At 69.7% G+C, this 24,914-nt stretch carries 22 protein-coding genes and 1 pseudogene; 11 read left to right on the top strand and 12 right to left on the bottom strand.

Translation table 11 applies throughout. From position 1 onward, the window contains the following. Positions 1-20 precede the first annotated feature (20 nt). The 3 genes from V1351_RS14415 to V1351_RS14405 all read left to right on the top strand — a co-directional run bounded on the left by V1351_RS14415 (position 21) and on the right by V1351_RS14405 (position 2,212). The gene (locus V1351_RS14415; protein ID WP_338748885.1) at positions 21-1,043 is read left to right on the top strand and encodes a DnaJ C-terminal domain-containing protein; all 1,023 of its coding nucleotides are present in this window, start codon (positions 21-23) and stop codon (positions 1,041-1,043) included. Positions 1,044-1,080: 37 nt separating this feature from the next. Then, the gene (locus tag V1351_RS14410; protein WP_338748884.1) at positions 1,081-1,536 is read left to right on the top strand and encodes a heat shock protein transcriptional repressor HspR; all 456 of its coding nucleotides are present in this window, start codon (positions 1,081-1,083) and stop codon (positions 1,534-1,536) included. Positions 1,537-1,636: 100 nt separating this feature from the next. Continuing rightward, positions 1,637-2,212 (top strand): maleylpyruvate isomerase family mycothiol-dependent enzyme, encoded by a 576-nt coding sequence (locus tag V1351_RS14405; RefSeq protein WP_338748883.1) that lies wholly within the window; start codon positions 1,637-1,639, stop codon positions 2,210-2,212. Positions 2,213-2,270: 58 nt separating this feature from the next. Here V1351_RS14405 and V1351_RS14400 read toward each other — a convergent pair whose 3' ends face one another. After that, positions 2,271-3,485 (bottom strand): cysteine desulfurase-like protein, encoded by a 1,215-nt coding sequence (locus tag V1351_RS14400; protein WP_338748882.1) that lies wholly within the window; start codon positions 3,483-3,485, stop codon positions 2,271-2,273. Between the two features lies 1 nt (position 3,486). Further along, a complete protein-coding gene (locus V1351_RS14395) occupies positions 3,487-3,951 on the bottom strand; it encodes an SRPBCC family protein (RefSeq protein ID WP_338748881.1) in 465 nt (154 codons plus the stop codon). 105 nt (positions 3,952-4,056) lie between these two features. On the opposite strand from V1351_RS14395, the gene V1351_RS14390 reads away from it, so the two are divergent. Next, positions 4,057-4,317 (top strand): hypothetical protein, encoded by a 261-nt coding sequence (locus tag V1351_RS14390; RefSeq protein WP_338748880.1) that lies wholly within the window; start codon positions 4,057-4,059, stop codon positions 4,315-4,317. 119 nt (positions 4,318-4,436) lie between these two features. Then, entirely contained in the window at positions 4,437-5,930 is a 1,494-nt protein-coding gene (locus tag V1351_RS14385) for an LCP family protein (RefSeq protein ID WP_338748879.1), read from the top strand. Between the two features lie 12 nt (positions 5,931-5,942). Here the strand turns inward: V1351_RS14385 and V1351_RS14380 are convergent, their stop codons facing one another. From V1351_RS14380 to V1351_RS14360, 5 genes are all read right to left on the bottom strand, one after another. Next, positions 5,943-6,674, bottom strand: coding sequence for a class I SAM-dependent methyltransferase (locus tag V1351_RS14380; protein ID WP_338748878.1), 732 nt, complete (start codon positions 6,672-6,674; stop codon positions 5,943-5,945). Beyond that, positions 6,671-7,441, bottom strand: coding sequence for an ABC transporter ATP-binding protein (locus tag V1351_RS14375; protein WP_338748877.1), 771 nt, complete (start codon positions 7,439-7,441; stop codon positions 6,671-6,673). Before V1351_RS14375 ends, V1351_RS14380 begins: the two co-directional genes overlap by 4 nt. Beyond that, positions 7,438-8,439, bottom strand: a complete 1,002-nt coding sequence (locus V1351_RS14370) for an ABC transporter substrate-binding protein (protein WP_338748876.1) — start codon at positions 8,437-8,439, stop codon at positions 7,438-7,440. Before V1351_RS14370 ends, V1351_RS14375 begins: the two co-directional genes overlap by 4 nt. A gap of 28 nt (positions 8,440-8,467) precedes the next feature. Then, on the bottom strand, positions 8,468-9,577 hold the full coding sequence (locus tag V1351_RS14365; protein ID WP_338748875.1) for a FecCD family ABC transporter permease: 1,110 nt from the start codon (positions 9,575-9,577) through the stop codon (positions 8,468-8,470). 198 nt (positions 9,578-9,775) lie between these two features. Further along, the gene (locus V1351_RS14360) at positions 9,776-10,372 is read right to left on the bottom strand and encodes a DoxX family protein (protein ID WP_338748874.1); all 597 of its coding nucleotides are present in this window, start codon (positions 10,370-10,372) and stop codon (positions 9,776-9,778) included. Positions 10,373-10,550: 178 nt separating this feature from the next. Here V1351_RS14360 and clpB point away from each other — a divergent pair, with 178 nt between their 5' ends. From clpB to V1351_RS14345, 3 genes are all read left to right on the top strand, one after another. Then, a complete protein-coding gene (gene clpB, locus V1351_RS14355) occupies positions 10,551-13,124 on the top strand; it encodes an ATP-dependent chaperone ClpB (protein WP_338748873.1) in 2,574 nt (857 codons plus the stop codon). A gap of 260 nt (positions 13,125-13,384) precedes the next feature. Beyond that, on the top strand, positions 13,385-14,167 hold the full coding sequence (locus V1351_RS14350; RefSeq protein ID WP_338748872.1) for a GNAT family N-acetyltransferase: 783 nt from the start codon (positions 13,385-13,387) through the stop codon (positions 14,165-14,167). Next, positions 14,167-15,006: a phosphotransferase gene (locus V1351_RS14345; RefSeq protein WP_338748871.1), complete on the top strand. Its 840-nt coding sequence runs from the start codon at positions 14,167-14,169 to the stop codon at positions 15,004-15,006. Before V1351_RS14350 ends, V1351_RS14345 begins: the two co-directional genes overlap by 1 nt. 9 nt (positions 15,007-15,015) lie before the next feature. Here V1351_RS14345 and V1351_RS14340 read toward each other — a convergent pair whose 3' ends face one another. The 5 genes from V1351_RS14340 to V1351_RS14320 are packed head-to-tail and all read right to left on the bottom strand — an operon-like array spanning position 15,016 to position 21,894. Next, a complete protein-coding gene (locus V1351_RS14340) occupies positions 15,016-16,467 on the bottom strand; it encodes an oligosaccharide flippase family protein (protein ID WP_338748870.1) in 1,452 nt (483 codons plus the stop codon). Then, positions 16,464-18,575, bottom strand: a complete 2,112-nt coding sequence (locus V1351_RS14335) for a glycosyltransferase (protein ID WP_338748869.1) — start codon at positions 18,573-18,575, stop codon at positions 16,464-16,466. Before V1351_RS14335 ends, V1351_RS14340 begins: the two co-directional genes overlap by 4 nt. Then, positions 18,572-19,858, bottom strand: coding sequence for an O-antigen ligase family protein (locus V1351_RS14330; protein ID WP_338748868.1), 1,287 nt, complete (start codon positions 19,856-19,858; stop codon positions 18,572-18,574). Before V1351_RS14330 ends, V1351_RS14335 begins: the two co-directional genes overlap by 4 nt. Positions 19,859-19,861: 3 nt before the next feature. Further along, positions 19,862-20,647 carry a polysaccharide deacetylase family protein gene (locus V1351_RS14325; RefSeq protein ID WP_338748867.1) on the bottom strand — a complete coding sequence of 262 codons (786 nt, stop codon included), beginning with the start codon at positions 20,645-20,647 and terminating at the stop codon, positions 19,862-19,864. After that, positions 20,644-21,894, bottom strand: coding sequence for a hypothetical protein (locus V1351_RS14320; protein ID WP_338748866.1), 1,251 nt, complete (start codon positions 21,892-21,894; stop codon positions 20,644-20,646). The genes V1351_RS14325 and V1351_RS14320 overlap by 4 nt, the downstream gene beginning before the upstream one ends. Positions 21,895-22,247: 353 nt before the next feature. Between V1351_RS14320 and V1351_RS16325 the strand changes: the two are divergent. From V1351_RS16325 to V1351_RS14310, 3 genes and pseudogenes are all read left to right on the top strand, one after another. Continuing rightward, a pseudogene (locus V1351_RS16325) lies at positions 22,248-22,835 on the top strand (glycosyltransferase); the annotation flags it as partial. A 12-nt stretch (positions 22,836-22,847) separates the two neighbouring features. Further along, on the top strand, positions 22,848-23,390 hold the full coding sequence (locus tag V1351_RS14315) for a glycosyltransferase (RefSeq protein WP_338748865.1): 543 nt from the start codon (positions 22,848-22,850) through the stop codon (positions 23,388-23,390). A gap of 234 nt (positions 23,391-23,624) precedes the next feature. Then, complete coding sequence (locus tag V1351_RS14310) at positions 23,625-24,776, top strand: hypothetical protein (RefSeq protein ID WP_338748864.1); 1,152 nt, start codon at positions 23,625-23,627, stop codon at positions 24,774-24,776. Positions 24,777-24,914: the final 138 nt, after the last annotated feature.

Here is a 24,914-nt window from a genome sequence, read left to right as displayed (position 1 = left end):
ACGCCCGAAAGGAGGAGAACATGGCAAATCAGGACTGGTTGGACAAGGACTTCTACGCCGTCCTCGGGGTCAGCAAGGACGCCGAGACCAGTGAGATCAAGAAGGCCTACCGCAAGCTCGCCAAGCAGTACCACCCCGACCGCAACGAGGGGAACGCCGCGGCCGAGCAGAAGTTCAAGGACATCGGCGAGGCGCACGCCGTGCTCTCCGACCCCGAGGAGCGGCGCGAGTACGACGCGATCCGCTCCATGACCGGAGGGGGTGCCCGTTTCACCGCGGGTGGCCCCGGCGGCAACGGGGGCTTCGAGGACATCTTCTCCGCCTTCGGCGGGGGAGGGGGCGGCTCCCGGATGCGCTACAGCACGGGGGGCGGCTCCCCCTTCGCCGGGGGTGGGGCCGGTGAGCCGGACCTGGAGGACATCCTCTCGATGTTCGGCGGTGGCGGCGCGGCCGGCTTCGGCGGACAGGGCGCCGGTTTCCGCGCGCCTCGTGGCCCGCAGAAGGGGGCCGACCTCACCGCCCGCACGCAGCTGTCCTTCCGCGACGCGGTCGAGGGGCGCACGATCTCCCTCGACGTGAACGGAGAGAAGGTCACCGCCAAGATCCCGGCCGGGGTCAAGGACGGGCAGAAGATCCGCGTGCGCGGCAAGGGCGCCCACGGCGACCCGCAGGCCGGACGCGGCGACCTGATCCTCACCGTCTCGGTGGACTCGCACGCGGTCTTCGGTCGCGACGGCAACAACCTGACGATCGACCTGCCGGTGACCTTCGCCGAGGCGACGCTCGGAGCGACCGTGGCCGTGCCGACCCTCGACGGCTCGAGCGTGAGGGTCAAGGTGGCACCCGGCACGCCGAGCGGCCGCGTGCTGCGGCTCAAGGGCCGCGGAGTGAAGACGGCCAAGGCGACGGGTGACCTCCTCGCGAAGGTGCAGGTCGTCGTGCCGAGGGATCTCAGTGACGCCGAGCGCGAGGCCGTCGAGGTGCTGCGCGACTCGGCCACGGACGACCCGCGGGCCGGCCTGGCCTCCGCGGCGCAGGCCTGAGCCTGCGGGAGACTGACGGACGAAGGGAGTGAGCTCGATGGCCCGGATCTCCGGACTGAGCGGGGACGACGAGACCCCGGTCTTCGTCATCTCCGTCGCCGCCGAGCTCGCCGGCATGCACGCGCAGACGCTGCGGCAGTACGACCGGATCGGCTTGGTCATCCCCTCGCGCACCCGTGGTGGGGGCCGGCGGTACAGCGCCGCCGACGTCACCCGACTGCGCGAGGTGCAGCGACTCTCCCAGGACGAGGGCGTCTCCCTCGAGGGGATCCAGCGCATCTTCGAGCTCGAGCACCAGGTCGCCGCCCTGCGCGACCGGGTGCTCGAGCTCGGGGCGGAGCTCGACGCAGCCCGCGAGGAGCTCGGCCACGGACGGCGATTCTTTGCCGTGGGCTCACAGGGCGACATCGTTGCCCTGCGCCACGGGCAGCGCCCGCGTCCCCGCAACGCCGGTCAGGCGCTCGTCGTCTGGCAGCCGCGCAGGCGCGACTGACCCACCCCCTTCGTCATCGCTCCTACGAACCGCCGCAGGCTCGAGTACGTCCTGCCCCGCAGCACTGGGTCGCGCCGGTCGGGGATGGCAGGCTGGGGTCATGCCCCTTCCTTCTGATGCAGCCTCCGTCTTCGACCGCAAGAACACACCGTTGATGCGGCTCGTCGACTCCGCCGACCCGTTGGAGCTCGCCGGCCCGAGTCCCTGCGAGGGCTGGACGGGATTCGACGTGGTCCAGCACCTCATCGACACCCAGCGTGACTTCCTGCTCAAGGCCGGGGCCGACATGCCCGACCCGACCCCGACGACGGAGGCCCTGGGCGCAGCCACCGCGTGGCGCACGCATGCCGAGGCGGTGGCCCGCCAGCTCGCCGACGACACCCTCGCCGAGCGGCCCTACGACACTCCCTTCGGCAGCACGACCGTCGGCGGTGCCTTCGACCGGTTCTACGGCTTCGACCTGCTGGTCCACCGCTGGGACATCGGCCGGACCGCGGGCATCGACGTGGTCTTCAGCGACCGCGAGCTCGACCAGATCGAGGAGGCCATCGCCGGTTTCGGTGAGGCGATCCGGGGCGAAGGGGTGTGTGCGCCGGCGGTGGACCTCCCCGCCGACGCCTCCCGTCAGGAGCGTCTCATCGGCCTCACCGGCCGCGACCCCGTCGCACCTGCATAGGCTCTTGCGGGTTCGTGGGGCTCGAACGTCGCAACTGCCCAGGGCATGTGCCCGGACCTCAGTCACCTCGGGCGAGGACGTCGGTCAGGCCCGTCAGGAGTCGATCGACGTCGGAGTCGTCGGTGTAGGGCGCCAGCCCCACCCTCATCCCGAGGTCCACCGGCAGGTCCAGTGCGCGGAAGGTCTCGTACGCGTAGAACGTACCGGCGGGGGCGAGGACGTCACGCTCGCCGAGGAAGGCGCTGGCCCGGGCGGCGTCCCGGTCGACGAAGGTGAAGAACAGCGTGGGAGTGCGGTGCTCGGCCACGGAGTGCAGGGTGACGCGGTCGCCCAGCCCGGCCAGGCCCTCCTCGACCCGTCGGCGCAGCCGCGTCTCGTGCTCGTGCACGAGCTCGTGGGCTCGGGCCAGCTGCTCGCGCCGGCTGCCGCCCTGCGGGGCGATGCCGGCGATGACGTCGACCGCCGCCGTCGCGCCGGCCATCAGCTCGTAGGGAAGCGTCCCCAGCTCGAAGCGCTCCGGCACCTCATCCGTGGACGGGAGCAACTTGTCGGGGTCGAGGCCCGCCAGCAGCTCGGGGTCCGCGGCGAGCGCGGCGCAGTGCGGCCCGAAGAACTTGTAGGGGGAGCAGACGTAGAAGTCGGCCCCCAGTGCGGCCACGTCCACGCTCGCGTGCGCGGTGTGATGGACGCCATCGACGTAGACGAGGGCGTCGACCGCGTGCGCTGCCTCGGCGATCTGCGCGACCTGCGGCTGCGTACCCAAGAGGTTCGACGCCGCAGTGACCGCCACGAGACGGGTGCGCCCGGTGATCACCCCGTGGATGCCGCTCAGGTCGAGGTCGCCGGTGACCGGGTCCAGCGGCAGCCACCGCACTGTCGCGCCCACCGCCCGGGCCGCCTGGATCCACGGGCGCACGTTCGAGTCGTGGTCGAGCTCGCTGACGACGACGTCATCACCCGGTCCCCACCCCTTCGCCAGGGTCCGCGCGATGTCGTAGGTGATCTGGGTGGCGCTGCGGCCGTAGACGATGCCCTGCGGCTGCGCCCCGAGCAGGTCCGCCAGCGCGCTGCGGAAACCGGTGATCGCCTCCTCGGCGTTGGTCCCGCTGACCAGGCCGCTGCCCCGGTTGGACAGCGGCCCGGTCAACGTACGGGCAACGGCCTCGCCCACCACTGCTGGTGTCTGGGTTCCTCCGGGACCGTCGAAGTGGGCGATGCCGGAGGACAGCGAGGGGAAACCCGCGCGCAGCGCGGCGACGTCGAGATCGGTCACGTCAGCGGCTCACCGCGGCGGCGAGGTGCTTGAGGGTCTCCTCGAGGTCCTCCTCGGAGACGAGTGGGAAGTCGACCTTCTCCAGCAGCGCCTCGTCGGTGACGGCGCTCCAGTCGTAGGTGTGGGTGACGAGGGTGTGGCCCGGCCCCTCGGGTGCGAGCTCCCACAGCCACTCCCACCCGGGCGGCTCGGTGCCGGCGGGTGCCGTCTTCCAACCGACCATCTTGTTCTCGCTGTACGCGGTCACGTGGTTGTCGGTCTGGTAGTCCCCACCCATGTGGTCGCCGGACATGTTCATCGTGAACACCTCGCCGACGGCCTGGATCCGGTCTGCATGATCGACCGAGCGGACGAACCCGGACCCGTCCAGGTCGGGGTGGCGCTCGGGGTTGGTCAGCACCTCGAAGACGTCCTCGGTGGGCGCGTCGATGGTGCGCTGGACGGTGATCTTCTTTTCCTGTGCCATGCCTCGACCAGACCACGTCTCGCCGGTGGTGTAAAGCCGGGTCCGGCCTCGCGCCCGCCACCCGCGACGTGGCATCGACGGCGGCGTCCGTGCGAAAGTCGGGGCATGACCGAGCACCTGATGGTCTTCCCCGACCGGGACGACGCCGAGCGGATCGCAGACGACCTGATCGACGAGGGGTTCCTCGAGGTGCGGGTCGTTCGCGAGGCACTGGCCGGGGAGGACGACGGCGAGGACCACGAGTGGGCGGTCCACGTCGTCGCGCCCCCGGACCCGCGGGACGGTGCTCCCGGTGGTGGGGTGCGCGAGCGGTTTGCTGGGTTGGTCGAGGAGTGTGATGGGTGGTATGACCCGGATCCGGTGTGATGGGTGGGTCGGGGGTGGGACGTTACGTGCGGGGGTCGCGTTGTGCCACGATGTCGGGTGATATCTGCCCAGGGGCGCGTTGAGGACGTCCACGGGAGCGAGCGCGAAGGGTGGCACCTGTGGCTTCTCAGGACGAGACTGCCCGGGGTCATCGTGGGCCCGGGGTGCGTGGGGCGCATGCTCGGCGTGCGGCGCGTCAGGTCCGTCGGTACTACGCGCTGACTGCGGCCAGCACGATCGTTCCGGGTCTGGGGTTGATCCCCACCCGGCGCCGGGTGGGGCAGGGGCTGGTTGCCGTGTTCGTGGTCGCGTTCGTCGTCCTGGTTGGTTACCTGGTGGCCAGGGGGTTGATGGGTCTGATTCGTGTCGTGGTCAGTCGTAGCGCGTTGAGTGTGGTCATCTCGGTCCTGGTGGTCGTGGCGGTGGTGTGGATCGGGGCGATCCTGCTGACGGCCAGGGACAACATGCCCGAGGGCGCGCATGGTCGTCCGAAGGTCGCGATGGTGGTCTTTGCTGCGTTGGCTGCCGTGCTGGTCCTGGCGCCCGCGGCGCAGGCGGTGCGTTACGCGGTGATCCAGCACTCGTTGATCGGTAGTGTCTTCGACACGTTGCGTCCCGATGGTGCGGTGGGGCCCGGTGGTGGTCAGGACCCGTGGGCCGGTACCGATCGGGTCAACATGTTGTTGTTGGGGTCGGACGCCGGCAAGGGCCGGATCGGGACCCGGCCGGATGCGATCATGGTTGCGAGTATCGATCCGCAGTCCGGTGAGACGGTCTTGTTCGGGATCCCGCGCAACCTGCAGGACATTCCCTTCTCGCAGGACAATCCCCTCTCGCAGCTCTACCCGCAGGGGTACGACTGCGGTGACCAGTGCCTGATGGAGTTCGTCTGGACGCTGGGCAAGGACCACGCCGATCTCTTCCCTGATGACCCGAACCCGGGCCTGACGGTGACCAAGGACGCGGTCTCGCAGATCCTGGGTCTGGACGTGGACTACACGACGGTGGTCAACCTCGAGGGTTTCACCCAGCTGGTGGACGCGATGGGCGGCGTCGAGGTCGATGTGCAGGAGCGGGTCTGCATCGGGTGCAAGCTGGATGCGTACGGCAACGTGGTGGGGACCACGGGGTGGATCGAGCCCGGTGTGCAGCAGCTCGATGGCTTCCACGCGTTGTGGTACTCGCGTTCGCGGGCGGCTTCGCGTGATGGGGACTTCTCCCGGATGCGTCGACAGCGGTGCATGGTCGGAGCGCTGCTCAACCAGGTCAACCCGACGTCGATGCTCGTGCGCTACCCGGCGCTGGCCTCGACGCTGGAGGACAACGTGCGGGTGGACGTCCCCGAGCAGGACCTCGATGAGTGGGCCGAGCTGGTGCTGCGGATCCAGCACGGCGGCTCGATCAAGTCGCTGCCGCTGACCAACGACGTCATCGACGTCGTCAACCCCGACTACCCGAAGATCCACCAGATGGTCACCGACGCGATCACCCCGCCCGAGTCGACACCCCAACCCTCGACCTCCACCCCGACCACATCACCATCGACGACCCCGACCCCGTCGACCAGCGAGACCACCCAGGACACCCCCAGCGACATCGCCACCACCTGCTGAGCAGACCCGGCGTCAGGCCGTCCCGCGGACCAGGTGCTGCAGTCTCGGCCGGTGCCCCGGCGCTACTCCGAGACGCCGGTCGACGTCGAGGACGCCGGTCAGCGGCCGGCTGGTGGCATCGGAGAATCCGGCGGCGGTGACGAGCTCGGTCGTGGCCTCGATGGAGTGGGCGGTCGCCAGGGGCAGATCGTCCATCACCGCCGCGTAGGAGTCGACGAACTCCGAGGGCGACCCCTCCAGGCCGGCGTCGAACCAGGTGCTGTCGACGACGGCGAGGACCCCACCGGGGCGTAGCAGACCACGCCACCGCTGCAGTGCCACCAACGGCTCCCGCAGGGTCCACATGAGGTAGCGGCTGACGACGACGTCGAAGCCCCCGTCGACCGGTGGGTCGATCGCATCACCGAGGACGAAGGTGGGGGGCGCCCCCTTCGCCGCCTCCGCCCGGGCTCGCGCGATGTCGAGCATCCCGGCCGAGGAGTCGACTCCGGTGACGTCGTACCCGAGGTCGGCGAGGACGAAGGCGGCGTGGCCGCTGCCGGTGCCGAGGTCCAGCACGCGTGCGGGCGCCGGTGGCAGTGCGCTGGACCAGACACGGCCCCACAGGTCGCGGTCGACGGCGTCGCGTCCATCGCGGTGCTGGGCCTCGTCGTAGACCCGGGCGCGGCGGTCCCAGTAGTCGTCGATCCGGGCCTGCAGCCCGGCGCCGGCGGAGCGGACGGTGGCGCTCGTGTCGGTGTTCATGCGACCTCCTGACGAAGGGGGGTGAAGAACAGGTGCAGCCCGTCGGCGTCGTCGACACGGCGCACGCCGATGCCGTAGACCCGGGTCAGCAGGTCCGGCTCGAGGACGGCGTCGACGGTGCCGGCGCCGGCGACCTCTCCCCGGCAGAGCAGCACGACGTCGTCGCAGTAGCGTGCGGCGAGGTTGAGGTCGTGCAGCACGACGACCGTGGTCGTGGCCAGGCCGCGCAGCAGGCCGAGCACCTCGTGCTGGTAGCGGATGTCGAGGTGGTTCGTCGGCTCGTCGAGGAGCAGGTGGTCGGCATCCTGGGCCAGCGAACGTGCGATGAGCACGCGTTGCTTCTCCCCGCCGGACAGGCCGGCGAAGTCGCGCTTGGCGAGGTCGAGGGCGCCGACCCGCTGCAGCGCGGCGCGGGCCGCAGCGATGTCCCCCTCGCCGGTCCGTTGGAAGCCGGAGAGTCGGGCCGTGCGCCCGAGGAGGACCATCTCCGCGGCAGTCATCGTCATCTCGCCCCCGGCCTCCTGGACGACGACGGCGATCCGCCTCGAGATCGTCCGCCGGTCGATCCCGTCGAGGCGGGTGTCGTCGATGAGGACCTCCCCGGCAGCGGGCGTGAGCCCTCCGTGCAGGAGTCGTAGGAGGGTCGTCTTGCCGCTGCCGTTGGGGCCGATGAGGCCGAGCACGCGCCCGGGACGGGCCGCGAGCGAGATGTCCCGGATGATCTCGGTGGTGCCGTAGGCGAAGCGCAGCCCGGTCGCGCTGATCACGAGCCGTCGCCCAGCTCGTCGATGAGTCGCTCCAGTCCGTCCACCACCAACGGGCTCGCCGGCTCGGCGAAGTTGAACAGCTCGGTGTGCACGGCGTCCTCACGGACCGCGGTCAGGCTCTCGGCCCCGGGCAGCTCGGTCACGGCCTGCTCGACCTCCTGCGGGTCACCCTCGGAGTGCAGCAGCACCAGCACGTCCGGGTCCTTCTCCAGCAGCGTCTCGAGGGTGACCTCGAAGACCCGCTCGTCCTGATCGGCGAAGACGTTCTCGATCCCGGCTGCCTCGAGCATCGGGTCGGTCATCGACTTGTTGCCGTAGGCGTACGTGGTGCCACCGCCGACGGTGGGGTAGAGCACCGCTCCGGTGCGCTCCCCCTTCGTCACGGTGGAGGTGACCTCCTCGACACGCTGCCGGAGGTCCGCGACGGACTCGGCGGCCTCGGCCTCGCGGTGGAAGACCCGGCCGTACATCTCGACCTCGTCGTAGATCTGCTGGAAGCCGGGCTCGGGCAGGTTGCTCGTGCACAGGCCCGACGCCTCGAGGGAGGGGACACCCACCTCGGCGAGCGAGGCGTGGGAGAGGTTGTCGGTCTGTCCGAGCACGAGGTCCGGGTCCCGCTCGACGACGGCCTCCTTGGAGATCAGCAGGTGCCCGGAGGCGTCGACGCGGTCGGTGAGCGTGTCGATCTCGGCGATCTGCTGCGCGGTCTCGTCGGTGAAGTACCCCTGCGGGTAGACGCCCGCCTTCGCGCTCACGTGGTCGAGCACGCCGACGGAGGTGAGGAAGGGGACGATCGCGGACTTGAGCATGACGACATCGGTCGGCTCGGACTCGAACGTCACCTCGTGGCCGCAGTTCTCCACGCTCACGGGGTAGTGACCGTCGTCGGCGCGGGTCTCGGCGTCGGTGCTGCCGGACGCGCCACCGCAGGCGGCCGCGAGCAGCGTGGTCGCGGCGACGAGGGCAGTGGCGCGGGTGCGGTGGTGCGGGGAGGGCACGGGAGGAACTCCTGGGGGTGGTGGCTGGTCAGGTGGACGAGACGTGCATGCGTCGGATGAGCACGAGGAGGAAGGGGGCACCGACGAGCGAGGTGAGGATGCCCAGCGGGATCTCCTGGGGGGCCAGCACGGTGCGCGCGACGATGTCGGCCCACAGCAGGAAGATCGCGCCCATGAGCGCGGCGACCGGCACCATGTGGCGGTGGGCGGAGCCGACGACGCGTCGGGCCAGATGGGGGATGACCAGGCCGACGAAGCCGATGCTGCCGGAGGCGGACACGACGACGCCGACGCACAGCGCGACGAGCAGGAGCAGGCGCACGCGGAAGGTGTCGGGGTCGACGCCCAAGGTCTGCGCGGTCTCGTCGCCGATGGCCAGGGCATCCAGGCGCCGCCCGAGACCGACGAGGACGAGGACCGTCAGGGTGGCGACGACGGCGACGATCACCAGCGGGGCGCCCCAGGAGGCGAGGGAGAGTGAGCCCAGCAGCCAGAAGAGCACCGAGCGTGAGCCTTCGGCGGAGTCGGAGGCGAAGATCAGGAAGCTGGTGACGGCGTAGAGGGCGTAACCGACGGCGACGCCCGCGAGCAGCAGACGCAGGGAGGTCACCCGGCCACCGGAGCGGGCGACGAGCAGGACGAGCATCGAGGCGGCCAGCGCCCCGACGAAGGCGCTCAGTGGCAGGGCGTGTGCCCCGGCCCCCGCGCCGGCACCGAAGAGGATCGCGGCAGCGGCGCCGCTGGAGGCCCCGGAGTTGACGCCGAGCAGGTACGGGTCGGCCAGGACGTTGCGCACCATCGCCTGCAGGGCCGCGCCGCACACGGACAGGCCTGCGCCGACACCGATCGCGAGCAGGGCGCGCGGCATCCGCACGTCCCAGACGATGGCGTCGCGGGGCACGCTCCACGTCTGCTCGCCGACGCCGATGAGGTGGTGGGCGATGATCCGTGCCGTGTCCGAGGGTGGGATGGCGACTGCTCCGGCGCCGACGGAGGCGGTGACCGAGGCGAGCAGCAGCACGAGCAGCCCGAGGGTCCACAGCGTCGCGCGGTGGCGTCGGGCGCCGAGCCCGAGGTCGTCCTCGGTTGCGGCCTCAGGCGGCGCCTGAGTCGTCGTGGTCTGGTCCGTGGTGGTCATGCACACCCGTCTTTTTGCAAGTGATTCGCAACGAGCCTAGGTCACCTCCGTGGTGGCCGCGCCACCGGGGGCCCGTGGCGGTCGAGGACGTCGACCCCGGCCGCAGAGGGCCCGCCGGGCGGGTGGTCGGGATGGCGCTGCAGCAAGGCGGCTGCCCGCCCCCGCTCGGGAGCGGGGGCGGGCAGGGTGGCCGTAGGGTCAGCGCAGCCAGCTGTTGCCGACCGTGCGGCCCCACCAGCGGCCGAGGCCCCAGGTGTCGCCGGAGAGGGTGTAGGCGGCCACGAGGAGGACGAGCGCCTCGATCCAGTGGGAGTCGGTGATCGGGTTGGTGAAGCCCATGTTCGCCTGGCCGATGGGCAGTGCCGCCAGGTACATGAAGGCCATCAGGAGAGTGCCGCTCCAGGCCGCGATCTTCAGGCCGGCGCCGGTGAGCATGGCCAGGCCGATGCCGAAGAGACCGGCCATGAACAGCACATCCGCGAAGGCCCCGAAGGTCTCGGCGATCCACGTGAACATGCCGGCCAGCGGGCTGTCCGCGGTGGCGTTGAGCATGTAGTCCTGGGCGGGGGTCCCGCCCGAGATCCACGCGTCCGTCGACTCCGTGGCGTAGCCCAGGCCGAAGACCTTGTCGATGAAGGGCCACATGAAGGTCCAGCCGATGAGGATTCGCATTCCGGCCAAGAGCTTGCGGGCCGGGCCGGAGCGAATGATGTCGTCGTTGAAGAGTGGGGTGCCTCTGCGCACGGCGCGGTCGGCGGTGCCTTCCCGGGCCGGGGTGGGGGTGTGGGACTTCATGGCGATCCCTTCCGGTTCGGCGGTGGTGGAGGGCTGTCGCCGCCCACTACATACAGTAGTACTACGTCAGGTCAGAGTAAAGTGGCGCACCTGGCCCGCGGGTGAGGGTTGAGCGGAATAGACTCAACTTTGGGTCGGTTGATCCAGGCAGACGAACCATCAGCCCAGAAGGAGAACCATGGAGTTCCAGCCGACGACGAAGGTTGCCGAGGCGCTTGCCCTGGCCCAGCGCGCCGCCCAGACGCAGGGGCACGCGCAGGTCACTCCTGCCCACCTGGTGAGCGCGCTCGTGCAGCTCGACACCCCGCAGTGCGACACGCTGCTGCAGGCCGCCGGGACCGGTGCCTCGCACGTGCTCGGCCAGGCCGACGCCGCACTGCGCTCGCTGCCCACCACCAGCGGTGCCGCCCAGCCGCCAACGCTCGGGCGTGAGCTCGGTGCCGTCCTGCAGCAGGCCGACACGCTGATGCGGGCGAAGGGGGACACCCACCTCGCCCTCGACGTGCTGCTGCTCGCGCTGGCCGAGGGCGGCCACCTCGCCGCGGTCGAGAAGCGCGGTGCGAAGGACATGGAGGCGAAGATCGAGGAGCTGCGCGCGGGCCGGAAGGTCACCTCCGAGACGCCCGCTGACGGTGGCGAGGCCCTGCAGGAGTACGGCACGGACCTGACCGGGATGGCCCGGGACGGCAAGCTCGACCCGGTCATCGGCCGGGACGCCGAGATCCGCAGGGTCGTCCAGGTGCTCTCCCGTCGGACGAAGAACAACCCCGTGCTCATCGGTGACCCCGGCGTCGGCAAGACCGCCGTCGTGGAAGGGCTCGCCTCGCGCATCGTCGACGGCGACGTCCCCGAGTCGTTGCGCGACAAGCGCCTGATCAGCCTCGACCTGAGCGCGATGGTCGCCGGCGCGAAGTACCGCGGGGAGTTCGAGGAGCGCCTCAAGGCCGTGCTCGAGGAGATCAAGTCGAGCGAGGGCGAGGTCATCACCTTCATCGACGAGCTGCACACGGTCGTCGGTGCCGGCGCGGGTGGCGACGGTGCGATGGACGCCGGCAACATGCTCAAGCCGATGCTCGCCCGCGGTGAGCTGCGTCTCGTCGGCGCGACGACGCTCGACGAGTTCCGCGAGCACATCGAGAAGGACCCTGCGCTGGAGCGCCGCTTCCAGCAGGTCTTCGTCGGTGAGCCGAGCGTCGAGGACTCCATCGCCATCCTGCGTGGGCTCAAGGAGCGCTACGAGGCCCACCACAAGGTCGAGATCGAGGACACCGCGCTCGTCGCGGCAGCCACCTTGTCCGACCGCTACATCACCGGTCGCAAGTTGCCGGACAAGGCGATCGACCTCGTCGACGAGGCAGCCTCCCGGCTGCGTATGGAGATCGACTCCTCACCCGTCGAGATCGACGAGCTGCGTCGCTCCGTCGACCGGCTGAAGATGGAGGAGCTGCATCTGGAGAACGAGACCGACGAGGCCTCGATGGAGCGCCTCGCGCGGCTGCAGCAGGACCTCGCCGACAGGTCCGAGGAGCTCGCCGCGCTCACCGCGCGCTGGGAGGCCGAGAAGACCGGCCTCAACGCCGTGGGAGAGCTCAAGTCGCGACTGGACGACCTGCGCACGCAGGCCGACCGGCTGCAGCGCGAGGGTGACTTCGAGGGTGCCTCGAGGCTGCTCTACGGCGAGATCCCGTCCGCGGAGAAGGAGCTCGCCCAGGCCCAGGCCCAGGAGTCGCAGGCCGCCGGCAGCGATGAATCGCCGATGGTCAAGGAGCGTGTCGGCAGCGACGACATCGCCGAGGTCATCGCCGCCTGGACCGGTATCCCCGCCGGCCGTCTGCTGCAGGGGGAGACGGAGAAGCTGCTGAGCATGGAGTCGATCATCGGCTCGCGGCTGATCGGCCAGACCGAGGCGGTGCGTGCGGTCAGTGACGCGGTGCGCCGCTCGAGGGCCGGCGTCGCCGACCCGGACCGTCCGACCGGCTCCTTCCTCTTCCTCGGCCCGACCGGTGTCGGCAAGACCGAGCTGGCGAAGTCGCTCGCGGACTTCCTCTTCGACGACGAGCGGGCGATGGTGCGCATCGACATGTCGGAGTACGCCGAGAAGCACGCGGTCGCGCGGCTCATCGGGTCCCCGCCCGGCTACGTCGGTTACGAGGAAGGGGGGCAGCTGACCGAGGCGGTGCGTCGTCGGCCCTACTCGGTGGTCCTCCTCGACGAGGTGGAGAAGGCGCACCCCGAGACCTTCGACATCCTGCTGCAGGTGCTCGACGACGGGCGCCTGACCGACGGTCAGGGCCGCACGGTCGACTTCCGCAACGTCATCCTCGTGATGACGAGCAACCTCGGCAGCCAGTTCCTCACCGACCCGACGCTCGACGTCCAGGCGCAGCGGGAGTCCGTGATGGGCATGGTGCGCCAGGCGTTCAAGCCGGAGTTCCTCAACCGGCTGGACGAGGTCGTCGTCTTCGACGCGCTCAGCCGGGACGAGCTGAGCCACATCGTCGAGCTGCAGGTGCGTGAGCTGTCGACGCGGCTGGCCGACCGCCGCATCGAGCTGGAGGTCACCGACGCCGCTCGTGCCTGGCTGGCTGAGAAGGGGTACGACCCGGCCTACGGGGCCCGCCCCCTTCGCCGTCTGGTGCAGAAGGAGATCGGGGACCGTCTGGCCACCTCGCTGCTGTCCGGTGACGTGCGTGACGGCTCGGCCGTCGTGGTCGACGTCGATGGCGAAGGGCAGGCCCTCACCCTTCGCTGACGGAATAGACTCACGCCATGCCCGATGTACCTGAGCCTGTCCGTGACTCTTGGGCTCGATTGGCGCAGGAAACGGACAACATCTTCTCCACCCCGGAATGGGCCGACTGCTGGTGGCGTCACTTCGGCCAAGGGTGCGAGTCGTTGATTCTCACCGACCAGCCCACGGAACCAGAGGTGATCGTGCCTCTGGTCCGCTCGGGTTCGGTTCTGCGCAGGCTTCGGCTGGTCGGCACCGGTCGGGCCGATCAGCTGGGGCCGGTGTCGCGTCCCGAGGACCGTCCCCGTGCACTGGCCCTGCTCGAGCGGGCCCGTTCCACGGGAGAGCTACGCGCGGACGTGCTTCTGCTGCAGGACCAACCAGTGACAGCGGACTGGTGGTTTCCGCTGGGGGGGACCGTCGTCCGCACGGTGGCGTCGCCGGCGGTGCGCTTTCCCGATGGTGGGTGGGGGGCGTACGAGGCCAGCAAGTCGAAGAACATGCGCTCGCAGATGCGCCGGAGGGAGAACGGCCTGCGGCGCGACCACGATGTTCAGACCCGGGTGAGCACGCCGGACCGCCTTGACGAGGATCTCGAGACGTTCTGGCAGCTGCATGTCCAGCGGTGGGGTGAGTCGGCCGAGTTCGCGCGAGGCTCGGTGCGCGCCTTCACTGACGATTTCTGCCACGTCGCCATTGCCCGGGACTGGCTCAGGTTGCGCGTTCTGGAGGTGGATGGCACCCCCCAGGCCGTCCAGATGAACCTGCGCTACGGCAGCTCCGAGTCGCTCTACCAAGCCGGACGCAACCCTGACCTGGATGGCTCCTCGGTGGGATTCGTGCTCACCACGGACACCCTTCGGTCGGTGTGTGAGGAGGGCCTGAGTGAGTTCCGGTTCCTCCGCGGCAACGATGCCTACAAGTACCGCTTCGCCAACGTCTCTCGCGACGTCCACTCCGTCGCCGTGCCGTTGACACGTCGAGGTCGCCTGGCAGTCGCGCTCGCGTCCCGTCGCCGCGACGAGAGCGAGTTCGCGCCCATCGATCTGCCACCGCACCCGTGATGGCGGCCAAGGGTGCCCGGTCCGGCCCCGGGGGAGGGCGTCCCGTGGAGCGTGACGCGCAGACGGTTGAAGTCGTCCTGGATCACCCGGGTCGCGTCCGAGTGCGCGTCGGCGTTGACGACGAGGGGCGCCGACGCAACCGACTCGAGGTGCAGGGTCGAGCGTGGGCCGATCGACACGGCATTCGGGTGCCGAGCATCCTCAGCCACGACCCCGCCGGCGCATGGCTCGTGAGCGAGGACGTCACCAGCCTTCCGCAGCAGGGACGCGGCTTCGTGGAGGCAGGGCTGGAGATCGCTCGTCGGGTTGCCGCTGCCACTCCCATGGTCTCCTCGGAATCGACGTCGGGGTGGCGGGCACCAGCGCGCGGGAGAGTGCTGCGGGCCGGGCAGTTGTGGCGGGCGGGGATCTCACCGGCCCAGTTCATGCGGGAGCGCGGCGCTGCGCACGATCTTCCCGTCGACACCGCAGTGCACGGCGATCTGTACGACAGCAACGTGCTCCTGGTGGATCAGCATTCGGCAACCATCATCGACTGGGAGCACGCCGGGGTCGGCCCCCGGTTCTCGGACGAGATTCGGTTCGCCACGACCCTCGCACGCGATGAGGATGCCGGCTACGCGATCGAGTGCATCCTGGGCAGGGCACGGACGTCGGACCTGTACTCCATCGCCACCCAACTGCGGTGGCTGTCACTACGGCACTATGCCGATCAGCTCACCGCGGAACCCTTGGTGGTCAGCCGCGAGCGCAAGGATGCGGTGCGCAGGCGTTGGCTGGAAGCAGCGCGATGGGCGGACGAGATCGCCCACGCTCGGTTCAGCCCTCGGCCCTCCTGAGCCTTGGTACTAGGTCCTCTTCACGAGGCCGATGAGGACGTCGCGCTGCACGGGGTCGACCCGTTTGACGACGATCAGCCACAGGGCGATGTAGAAGGCCGCCCCGACCACGAGTTCGACGAGCAGCGGCCAGGGGGCGAGCCACAGCCCGAGGGCGAGCGCCAGACTCGCCACCAGAGCGGGGAGGACGGGACCCAGGAGGCGCGGTGCGACCCCGGTGCTGCGGATGGCGAAGTGCACGCCCACGGCCTGCACGCCGAACGCGACCGTCGTGGCGACGGCGGCCCCCACCCCTGACCACTGGGGAATGAGCGCGGCATTGAGCGCAAGATTGACGGCGGCCGCCACTGCCGTGGCCAGGAGCATGGGAAGCGGACGCTCCATGGCCATGAGCAGCGTGGAGGCGAAGAAGGCAGCGGCGAAGAAGAGCGCCGACGGAGCCAACCACAGCAGGATCAGCCCACTCTCGGTGCGGTAGCGCTCGCCGAAGAGCAGTCCGATCACCGCAGGGCCGTCGGTCACGCAGACCGCCACGAAAGGGAGGTAGACGAATGCTGCCACCGAGAGTGAGCGCTCATACCCCCGACGCCATCGGTCGAGGTCCCTGGTTGCGCTGAGCACCGGGAATACGGCTTGGTTCACTGCGTAGGTGACGAAGAGGACGGTCTCGAGGAGTCGGTAGGCAATGGCGTACACGGCGACGGCCGCCGCGCCCTGCATCCCACCGAGGAAGATCATGTCCACACGCATCAGGAGCATCAGCAGCAGACCGTTGAGGCCGATGAGCCACGTGCCCCTTGCCGCCCGTGCCAGATCATCTCGCGTGGGGAGCCCGGGGGTTCGGACCAGACCGACCCTGCGCAGCGCGACCACGTGTGCTGCCCACCCGATGAGCGTTCCGCAGAGGAAGGCGCCGGCAACGGCCGCGCTACCCCCGCCTGCGGCGAGTACCGCCACGATGAGCAGCGCGGTGACCACGCGTTGCGCGAGCAGGGCCGAGGACACGTCGCGCGCGCGCTGCCGCGCAGAGGAGGCCGAGCGCACGGTCTTGCTCCACACCTCTGGCAGCAGCGCCACGAGGATGAGGAGCACCGTCAGGCGGGCGACGACATCGTCGTGACCGAGGACCATCACCACGGCGGTGACGATCATCACGGGGACGGCCAAGGCTGTCTTCCACCACTGCGTGGCCGAGTAGATGGTGTCGAGGTGCTCCGGTTCGGCGGCGCCACGACGGATCACTCCCGCGTCGAAACCCCATGCGGGGAGAGTGCTCACCAAGAGCATCGTGGCCAGCCCGAAGGAGACGACACCGAAGTCGGTGGCAGTGAGCATCCGTGCCGCGACCACTGTCCATGCCAGTGTTGCCACCTTGCCGCCGACCTCGGCGACGCCGCGGACCGCGGCGCCCCGAGCCGTTCTCCGGCTGGCGTCGCCTACCGAACCGACGGCCGGGGTCACCTTGTCATACCGCGGACGTGGGCTCGAGCGCGGTCAACGAGTCCGTGAGTGCATCCGGCCGCCTTGGCTGAGTCCTTGAGCAGCAGCAGGAAAGGCATACGGGCGATGACTCCTGGCGACGCGCCAGCGGCGATCGCCATCGTCACGGGCAAACCCAGGTATCCGGTGGCGCCCAGTGCTGCAACACGGCGTCCAGGCGTGCCACCCGCCGTGGCAAGACCGAGGGCGAGCATCATGGCGGCGACCCGCGACATGTCCTTGGCGATCAGCGGGGTCGAGCCGGCGCGGCCACCCCAGTAGCCGTACTTGCGAAAGGTCGTCATCATCTCGAGCAGGGAGTCGGGCTGTTCCCACGTCACTCGCGCGGCGAGGGAGAGCACGGACCTACCGCCGGAGTCGCGAACGGCATAGCCGAAGATCGCGTCCTCGGAGCTCGACAACGTCTCGTCGAACCCTCCGGCACGTCGCCAGGCCTCGAGGCTGCAGGCCATCGAGCGGCCGTCAAGTCGGTCCGCCCGGAATTGGCCGCCTCGCAGCCGTGCGCGCACGCGACGCAGCGGAGTGCGTCGTCGTGTGTGCTCCGGATCGGGAAAGAGCGCCAGGCGTGAGGCGGCCTTGCTCGGTGATCCGTCGTCGACGTCGAAGCTGCCGACCACCAGGTCCACGTCGCCCGGCTCCGCGAATGCCGCGCGCAAAGTGTCCAACCAGTCCTCGTGCGGGAGCACACCTGCGTCCGTGCACGCGACGTAGGAGCTGCTGGCGTGCTCGAATCCGTGATTCCGTGCGGCTGACAGGTTGATGCCGGGACCGCGAAGGACCTTGATCCGGTGGTCTCGAGTCGCCCATGCCCGAAGTTCTGCGGCCGTGCCGTCTTCCGACTGGTCGTCGACGAGCAGATACTCGTCGTCGACGCGCAGCTGACGCATGACCGCCGAGACGACACCGTCGATGTGGCCCGCCTCGTTCCGGAAGCAGGTGAGCACGGTCATCGGCGGACCCGAGAGGCCTGCGCCCGGCCTGAGGGCGACGTGCGCAAGTAGCTCCGCCACCTGCCCCGCGACCTGGGCCGCATCCGGATGCTCTTGGATCAGGCGGTGTCCCGCCGATGATGCCGGCTCCCCGGGCCGCAGGTCGCAGAGGGCGGCCGCGACGGCGCGCGGATCGTCCACGGGGACGACGACCCCACCCGCGGTGGCCATGCGAACCACCTCGGGGTTGCCCTGTGCGCCAATGAGCGGCACGCGCGCTGCCAAGGCTTCCAGACCGACCATCGAGTATCCCTCCCGCCCGACGTGGCCGGCACGTCGGGTGAGCACCGCGACAGCGTCGACCGCACGCAGGGCGCCAGCGACGTCCTCCATCTCGCCGACGAACATCACTCGATCGGATACGCCCAGCGAGGCGGCAAGGCGAGCCAGCCGATGGGTCTCTTCCGGCTCTGAATCGGCTGGGGTGCCAACCACGACGAGATGCCAACCCGGCGCCTCCGGCAAGGACCGGACTGCGGTGTCGATGCCCTTGTAGCCCACGATGCGCCCCACCATGGCCAGCACCGGACCGTGGGGAAGTGGCGTCCCGCGCTTCCGCCAGCGCTCCCGGGCCGCAGTTCGGTCGAGCACGTCCAAGGGCGGGCGCGGGGGCGGGACCAGGACGACCTTGCTGGCCGGCGCCGCCTGTCCTACTGCCTCCGAGGTGGCGAGGACGGCATCGCTCAGCCGCGCCAACAAGGGCCCGAGTGCGGAGTCGAAGGAGAAGTCGTGCTTGGCCCAGACGACCGGGACGCCCGTGATGCGAGCGGCGGGGACTGCTGCTGCCGCAGCCTTGACACCATTCGCCAAGACCACCTCTGGGTCGGGCTCTCTGAGGTAGGCCGTCAGTGCCCTGATCGACCGTGCGATGTCCCCACCGGATGGCCCGGTTGGCAGCACCGTCACGTCGATCCCGAGGTCGATGAGGCGTGAGCGCAGCGGGCCGTCCTGAAGCATGACGACGCGTGCGTCGAGCCGTCGGGTGGTGGTGAGGACCGAGAGCAGCCACCGCTCCGATCCGCCCAGCCCCCCGTAGGCCGTCACGATGGCACAGCGCAGCGGTCGGGTGGTGCTCGTCATGCGTCGTCCTCCCGGGCAGGTGTCGCGGACGTGCGGCGGGCACACCGAACGCTCGCGACGGCAAGTGCGAGAAGCAACCACGCCGTCGTCCCCGCGACGGGATTGCGCAAAGGGTAGTCCACCATGCCGTGGGCGAGGACCGCCACCAGCCCCGCAAAGAGGCCCGCTGCCACGATCGCCACCTCACGCTCGACTCCGGTGACGTGGTCCCGTCGCTGCCACCAGGCCCGGTACAACAGATGGACCAGACCCAAGGCCAGCGCGATCCCGCAGAGCGCGCCGATCAGGCCGTACTCGGTGATGACGACGAGCGGGAGGGAGTGGGCATGGACGATGTCGAGGTCGTAGCCGTCCTGAGTGAGGCGGTGCGCGGTCTTGGTGAACGCCCCGGGGCCGTGCCCGGTGAGCGGTGCGTCCGTGAACTGGCGCGAGGCCTCCGCGTAGATCTCACTGCGCTCGTCGTAGGGGTTCTCCGACGGTCCGGAAGAGATCGAGGAGATCCGCTGGTCCACGACGGTGGCGAGGGCCGGGGGCGCCACCAGCCACGCAGCGGCACCCATCGCGGCGAGCCCTGCCGCCAGCGTTCCCGCGGTGCGCCGGCGGTCGGGCAGCTGCATCAGCAGGACGAGAACGCCCACGGCGGCGCCGAACCATGCGCCGCGGGACAGGGTCAGGACCAGGGCGGAGGCAAGGGAGGCGGCACCCAGGCTGGCGACCAGGCGTTGACGGCCGGACCGGGCGAGGGCCAGGGCAATCGCCACGGGCAGCAGCATCGCGGTGAAGACCCCCAGCTCGTTGGGTTGCGCGAAGACCCCCACTGCGCGACCCCGCACGATGGCGCCGCCGGCAGCAGTGGTCAGCTCATCAACACTCGTCGCTGACATGACACCGACCACGGCGCCTGCGACGACGAGCACTCGTGCGAGCAGCATCAGGTGCGATGCCCGGTCGACGACGATCCACATGGCCGCAACGAGAAGCGCGCCGACCGCGAAGGCGGCGTTGATGCGGAGGCTGACGTCCGGGACGGGCGTGCCCGACGTCGCCAGCGCCGCGGAGACTCCCATGGCGCCCAGAGGGAGCCCAACTGGCCACGGGAGCAGCGGCAGCCGGAGTTGGATCACGGAGACGGTCAACGTCGTGAGGACCGCCAATGCTGTCATCACCTGAATCAGCTGAAGTGGGCCGACGCTGACGTTGCCCACGGGCAGGGACCCGACCGTGAGGGCCATGACCCCGAGCGCAGCGACGTCCAGCGCCGACCGGCCGCTGTCCTTCGTCACGACTCACTGGCCCCGGGTCAGGGCGACCCGTAGCAACCGTCGAGCGAAGGCGACGTGCTGGGCCATCCGCCACAGACGACGGTAGCCCGGGAGCGTCTTGACACGGAATGAGCGCACGGTGTCCGTGGCGTTGACGTCGACCCGGGAGACGGCCATGGTGCCGACATCGTCGAAGACGGAGAAGGCGACGTCGAAGCCTGCGCCCGCGACCGCAGCGCGAGCCTGCTCGTCGTGATCGCCGAAGGGGTAGGCGAAGGCGCGTGGTGGCCGATCCGTGACGGAGGCCAGTTCTTCCCGACTGCGCTCCACCTGCAATGACAGGCCGTGCGTGTCGGACCGCGACATGGGTGTGTGGTCCCAGCCGTGCACGCCCAAGTCCACCAAAGAACCATCCAGCGCGAGGAGTCGTTCGCGGCTGAGGATCGGAACATCGGGTGGGTCGGGAAGCCACTCGGCGGTCCGGCCCGTCAGGCCCACGGGCACGAAGAGTACGCACGGGACCCCGAGACGGGCCAGGACGGGAAGGGCCAGGTCGGCCACGCTGACGAATGCATCGTCGATGGTCAGCAGGAAGCTCTTCGGCGGCCGCGGCCGCAGTCCGGCACGCACGTCGAGCCACTGGTCCAGCGTCAGGGGCGTCCAACCGCGATCGAGGAGAAAGCGCATCTGCGCTTGGAGCGCACTCACCTCGACGAAGAGATTCTCGGGGTCGTTACTGAGCCGGCTCTCGCAGAAGCCGTGGTACATGAAGATGACGGGTTGCCGACCCCCGCCGAGCGCCCCGATCACGAGTCCGCCGGTCCGTCGAAAATCATGGAGCCACGCAGGTCCCCGTGAATGAGGCGCACCCGCCGCGCCGCAACGCGCACCGCGGCCTCGCTCGCGCCACGGGGGACGACGAGTACAGCATTGCTCGAAGGGAGGGGGCGCTGTCGGAACTCGGCGTCTGCCTCGAAGATCGGAGTTGCCAGGACCACCTTGTCCCAGTCTTGTGCTGTGCCCTCGAGGAAGTCAGTCCACGTGCGGATGTCGATTTCGTGGACATCGATGCTCTGACCGGTCTTCGGCTGGGCCAGGAGCTGCATCCCGGTGTGGCTTTGCGGGGGAAGCGGCGGCGCGTGTCCCGCACTCAAGGCGTCGTTCAAGGGTGTGCGGGTGACGTCATGGACCAGCCCGCTCAGGGTCGCGTCGACATCCTCGTCGATGAGCAGCACCCGTTCCCCGCGAGCGAGCGTCTTCGCGAGGAGGTAAGCGGCGGTCGCCGTGCCGCGAGCCGTCCCCACGCCCACGAGAGTGATCTGGTGCAGGGAGCCCCCGACCACGTGCGGCAGGGCGAGCTGTAGGGCTTGAGCCTGCCGCATGGCGATGGTCCGCGAGTCAGCGTCGTTCGGCGTGGACACGCGCGCATCGATGGACATCAGTGAACGCACTCCAGTCACCCGCTCCAGATCCGCCTCGTCCTGGACGGTGGGCTCGAGGCGCTGGCGCAGATAGGCGATCCAGGCGGCGAGTGCTGCCCCGGCCAGCAGGAGTAGTGCGAACAGCACCCATCGAGAGGAAGCGAACGAGGGGTTCTGGACCGCTGCCGGAGCCACCTTGGTGGTCGAGAGTTGATCAGTGTCCTGGCTGAGGTTGACGGCGTTGTCCGCCACCGCGTTCGCGACGCTCACCGACATCTGCGGGTCGGGGAAGGTTGCCGTCACACGAAGGTTGGCGCTCGGGGCGGTGGTGTCAATGGTCACGGACTGCTCGAGCTCATCAGGAGACACCCCGGTCTGTCGGGCGATGGCTTGCAATCGTCCTGTGGAGGTCATCGCCACTGCGTATCGTGACGCGGTGACGGAGATGAAGTCACTGCTGGCGGCTTCGGGGCCGTCCGGGACGATGGACACCACGCTCACCGCGGCGTACTGCGGCGACAGAGACAGGACGTAGAAGGTCGCAACTGCGGTCCAGGTCATGAACACCGCCATGGCGATCCGCCAGTGCCGACGCAGTCCGCGCCGCAACGTCGACCCCGCACCTGACTCTCGCATCGAGGACTCTCCCGCCATGGTGGCGATGGTTGCACATCACGGCCGGCCACAACCGAGATAGCCCTGACTGAGCGTGGCTTCACGCCAGGTCCTGTCGTGCTCACGCGGTCGGAGACCACACCCGACTGACGGCAGGAGTTGATTCGCCGGCGTCATGATAGGAAGGGCGTCATGGGGGGTGGCCTGTCGAATCCGGACTCCGCCGCGCGCGATTCTGTTGGAATCTGGGCGCCCGCGTTCGCTGAGTTCTGCGTACTCGCGCCCCAGCCTCATCGCGCCGGGTCGTTCCCACAAGGTCGACTCCCGGCCGGGGAGGGCGCAGTTCACGACGGTCGCAACGCAGCCGGGTCCGTGTGGGGGGACGTACAGACCGTGATTCGGGCCCTGGGTGCTGTCGTCCGCAGGCAGGGCGGCGTAGTCAGCCGGACAGCCAGTCCTCGCAGACGTGCCGCACCGCACTGTCTTGGCTCCGGGAGGGCCTGATGAAGCGACACCGCATCCTGCACGTCACGGAGTGCTACACCACCGGCGTGGCTCGGGCCATCGACACCATCGTCCGGTTGAGTCCCCAGCACAGTCACCACTTGCTGTGGGCAGGCGAGGCGTCCCCGAGCGACGGGTTCGACACGGTCACCGCGCTGCCTCGAGGGTTCGTGGCGCGGGTGCGGTCGGTTGAGGACGTGCGGACCACGACCGGCGCCAGTATCGTGCACGCACACTCAAGTTGGGCGGGTGTCTACGCCCGTGCGCTCGACCGTTCGCCCGTCACGGTCTATCAGCCCCACGGCTACAAGCTCTGTGACCCGCACCTCGGGTGGCCAAGTCGCCGTGCCATCGCACTCGCTGAGCGCGTCCTCGGACGCCACACGGATCATGTGGTTGTCCTTTCCCCCGAAGAGAGCCAGATCGCGGCAACCGTCACCCCGCAGGCGCGTCGGACACTTCTGCCGAACGTGTCCGCACTCGCGGACACGGTCCCCCGGGGCCAGATCCCGCGCGAGCACGACCGCGTCGTGGTCATGTCGGGACGGATCAGTGACCAGAAGGACCCGGGCTTCTTCGCGTCGACGGCGAAGGAGGTCTGGCGCCGTGACCCCACCGTCCGTTTCCGGTGGATCGGCGGGGAGGTCGACTCCAACCACACGCGGCGATTGCGTGGCGCCGGTGTGGAGATCACCGGGTGGTTGGCCCCGTTGGAGTTGGCAGATGCGCTCGCTCACGCGGGTGTGTACCTGCACAGCGCGATCTACGAGGGATTCCCGATCAGCCTTCTTGATGCCCTGTGGTGTCGAGTCCCGGCTGTCGTCCGGCCCATACCTGCCCTGTCCGACACGGGGCTGCCGTCCGCGCCCACGCCTCGCGCGGCTGCCGACCTCGTGCTCGCCGTGCTCGATGACGAGACCCAGAGGGCGAACGCTGTCCGTGCCGGGGAGGAGCTGCTGGCCGGAATGACGACCGACAGCCAGCGGCAGGCGATCGCACGCATCTACGGCTGACGGCGGCCGGTCGGCCGGCCTGACGCCGTGAAATCCACGAGCACGGATCGTCCGTCGGTGAACACGCTTCGACACGGCCCAAGGAGCACCCCCCTTCGCCGTCCGGTGCAGAAGGAGGTCGGGGACCGTCCGGCCACCTCGCTGCTGTCCGGTGCGCGCGTGACGGCTCGTCCGTCGACGTCGTCCGGCCCTTGACCTCCCCGCCTATGGTGGGGATGAGTTCAGGAGGACTTCATGGATCTGGTGACACGCGCGGACATCGACCTGCTGGCCGAGCCCGAGGGCGGTGACTCCCAGGTTTCCCTCTTCATGCCGACCCACCGCTTCGGTCGCGGTGTCGAGGCGGACCGTCTGGCATGGAAGAACCTCGTCGACGGTGTGGAGGCCGCGCTCGTCGGTCGGCTGCGCCGCCCGGACATCGAGGCCCTGCTCGCTCCAGCGCGCCGCCTCCACGCCGACGACATGGCGTGGCAGTACATGAGCGACGGCCTGGCGATGTTCCTGCGGCCGGGGTGGGAGCGGACCTTCCGGGTGCCGGCGTCGCTGCCGGCCCTGGCGACCGTGGGTGACCATCTGGTGCTCGGCCCCATGCTGCGCATGCTCTCCGGCGACGAGCACTTCCTGCTGCTGGCCCTGAGCCAGCGGGAGACCCGTCTGATGGAGGGCAGTCGCAACACGGTCGAGGAGGTGCGGCTGGACGAGGTGCCCACCAGTCTCGCCGAGGCCGTGGAGCCGCAGGAGCCGCGCTCCGATGCGATGGCCCGACCCGCCGCGAACGCCGGTCGGGGCGGACCGGCGGTGTTCTACGGGCACGGCGCCGGCGATGACCACCACAAGAGCGTCGAGATCGAGCGTTTCCTGCGCTCGGTCTCGACCGGCCTGCGTGACGTACTGGTGGGCCAGACCTCTCCGATGGTGCTCGTCGGCCTCGACCAGGTCGTCGCAACCTACCGGGAGGTCAACCGCTACCCCCATCTGGTCGAGGACGTCGTCGAGCGCAACCCCGATCAGCTCGCGCCCGAGACGCTGCACGAGCTGGCGTGGCCACTGATCGAGCAGCGGCTGCGCGCGCAGCGGTCCCGGGTGATCGAGCGGTTCCACGAGCTGCACGGGACCGGGCGCGTGTCTGCTGACCTGCAGACCATCGCGCAGGCGGCCGCCGAGGGCCGGGTCGAGACGCTCTTCGTCCAGGCCGACCCGTGGTGCTGGGAGGGCGTCGAGGACACCACCCTGCCGGTCGTGCAGCTGGGTGCCGATGATCGCTACGCCGATTGTGAACTCGTCGACGCCGCAGCGATCGCGACGCTGAACACCAGTGGTCAGGTGTACGCGACCTCGCAATCCGTGGTGCCCGACAGTGAGGTCGCCGCGATCTTCCGCTACTGAGGACGATCGAGGACCGCCGAGACGGTCTGCGCGCTGCCGTCCTGCGGGTCGGTGATCAGATGACTTCGTCCTACCCAGCGCCAGCGGCCGACGGTCGCTGGCGCGGGCGTGATCCCCCGGCTGGGGATGCCGACTGTG

Origin of the sequence: Janibacter sp. A1S7, assembly GCF_037198315.1 — a bacterium.
GTDB classification, from domain to species: domain Bacteria; phylum Actinomycetota; class Actinomycetes; order Actinomycetales; family Dermatophilaceae; genus Janibacter; species Janibacter alittae.
Note: the sequence above shows the minus strand (reverse complement) of the source record. Positions and strands in the feature narration are given on the sequence as shown.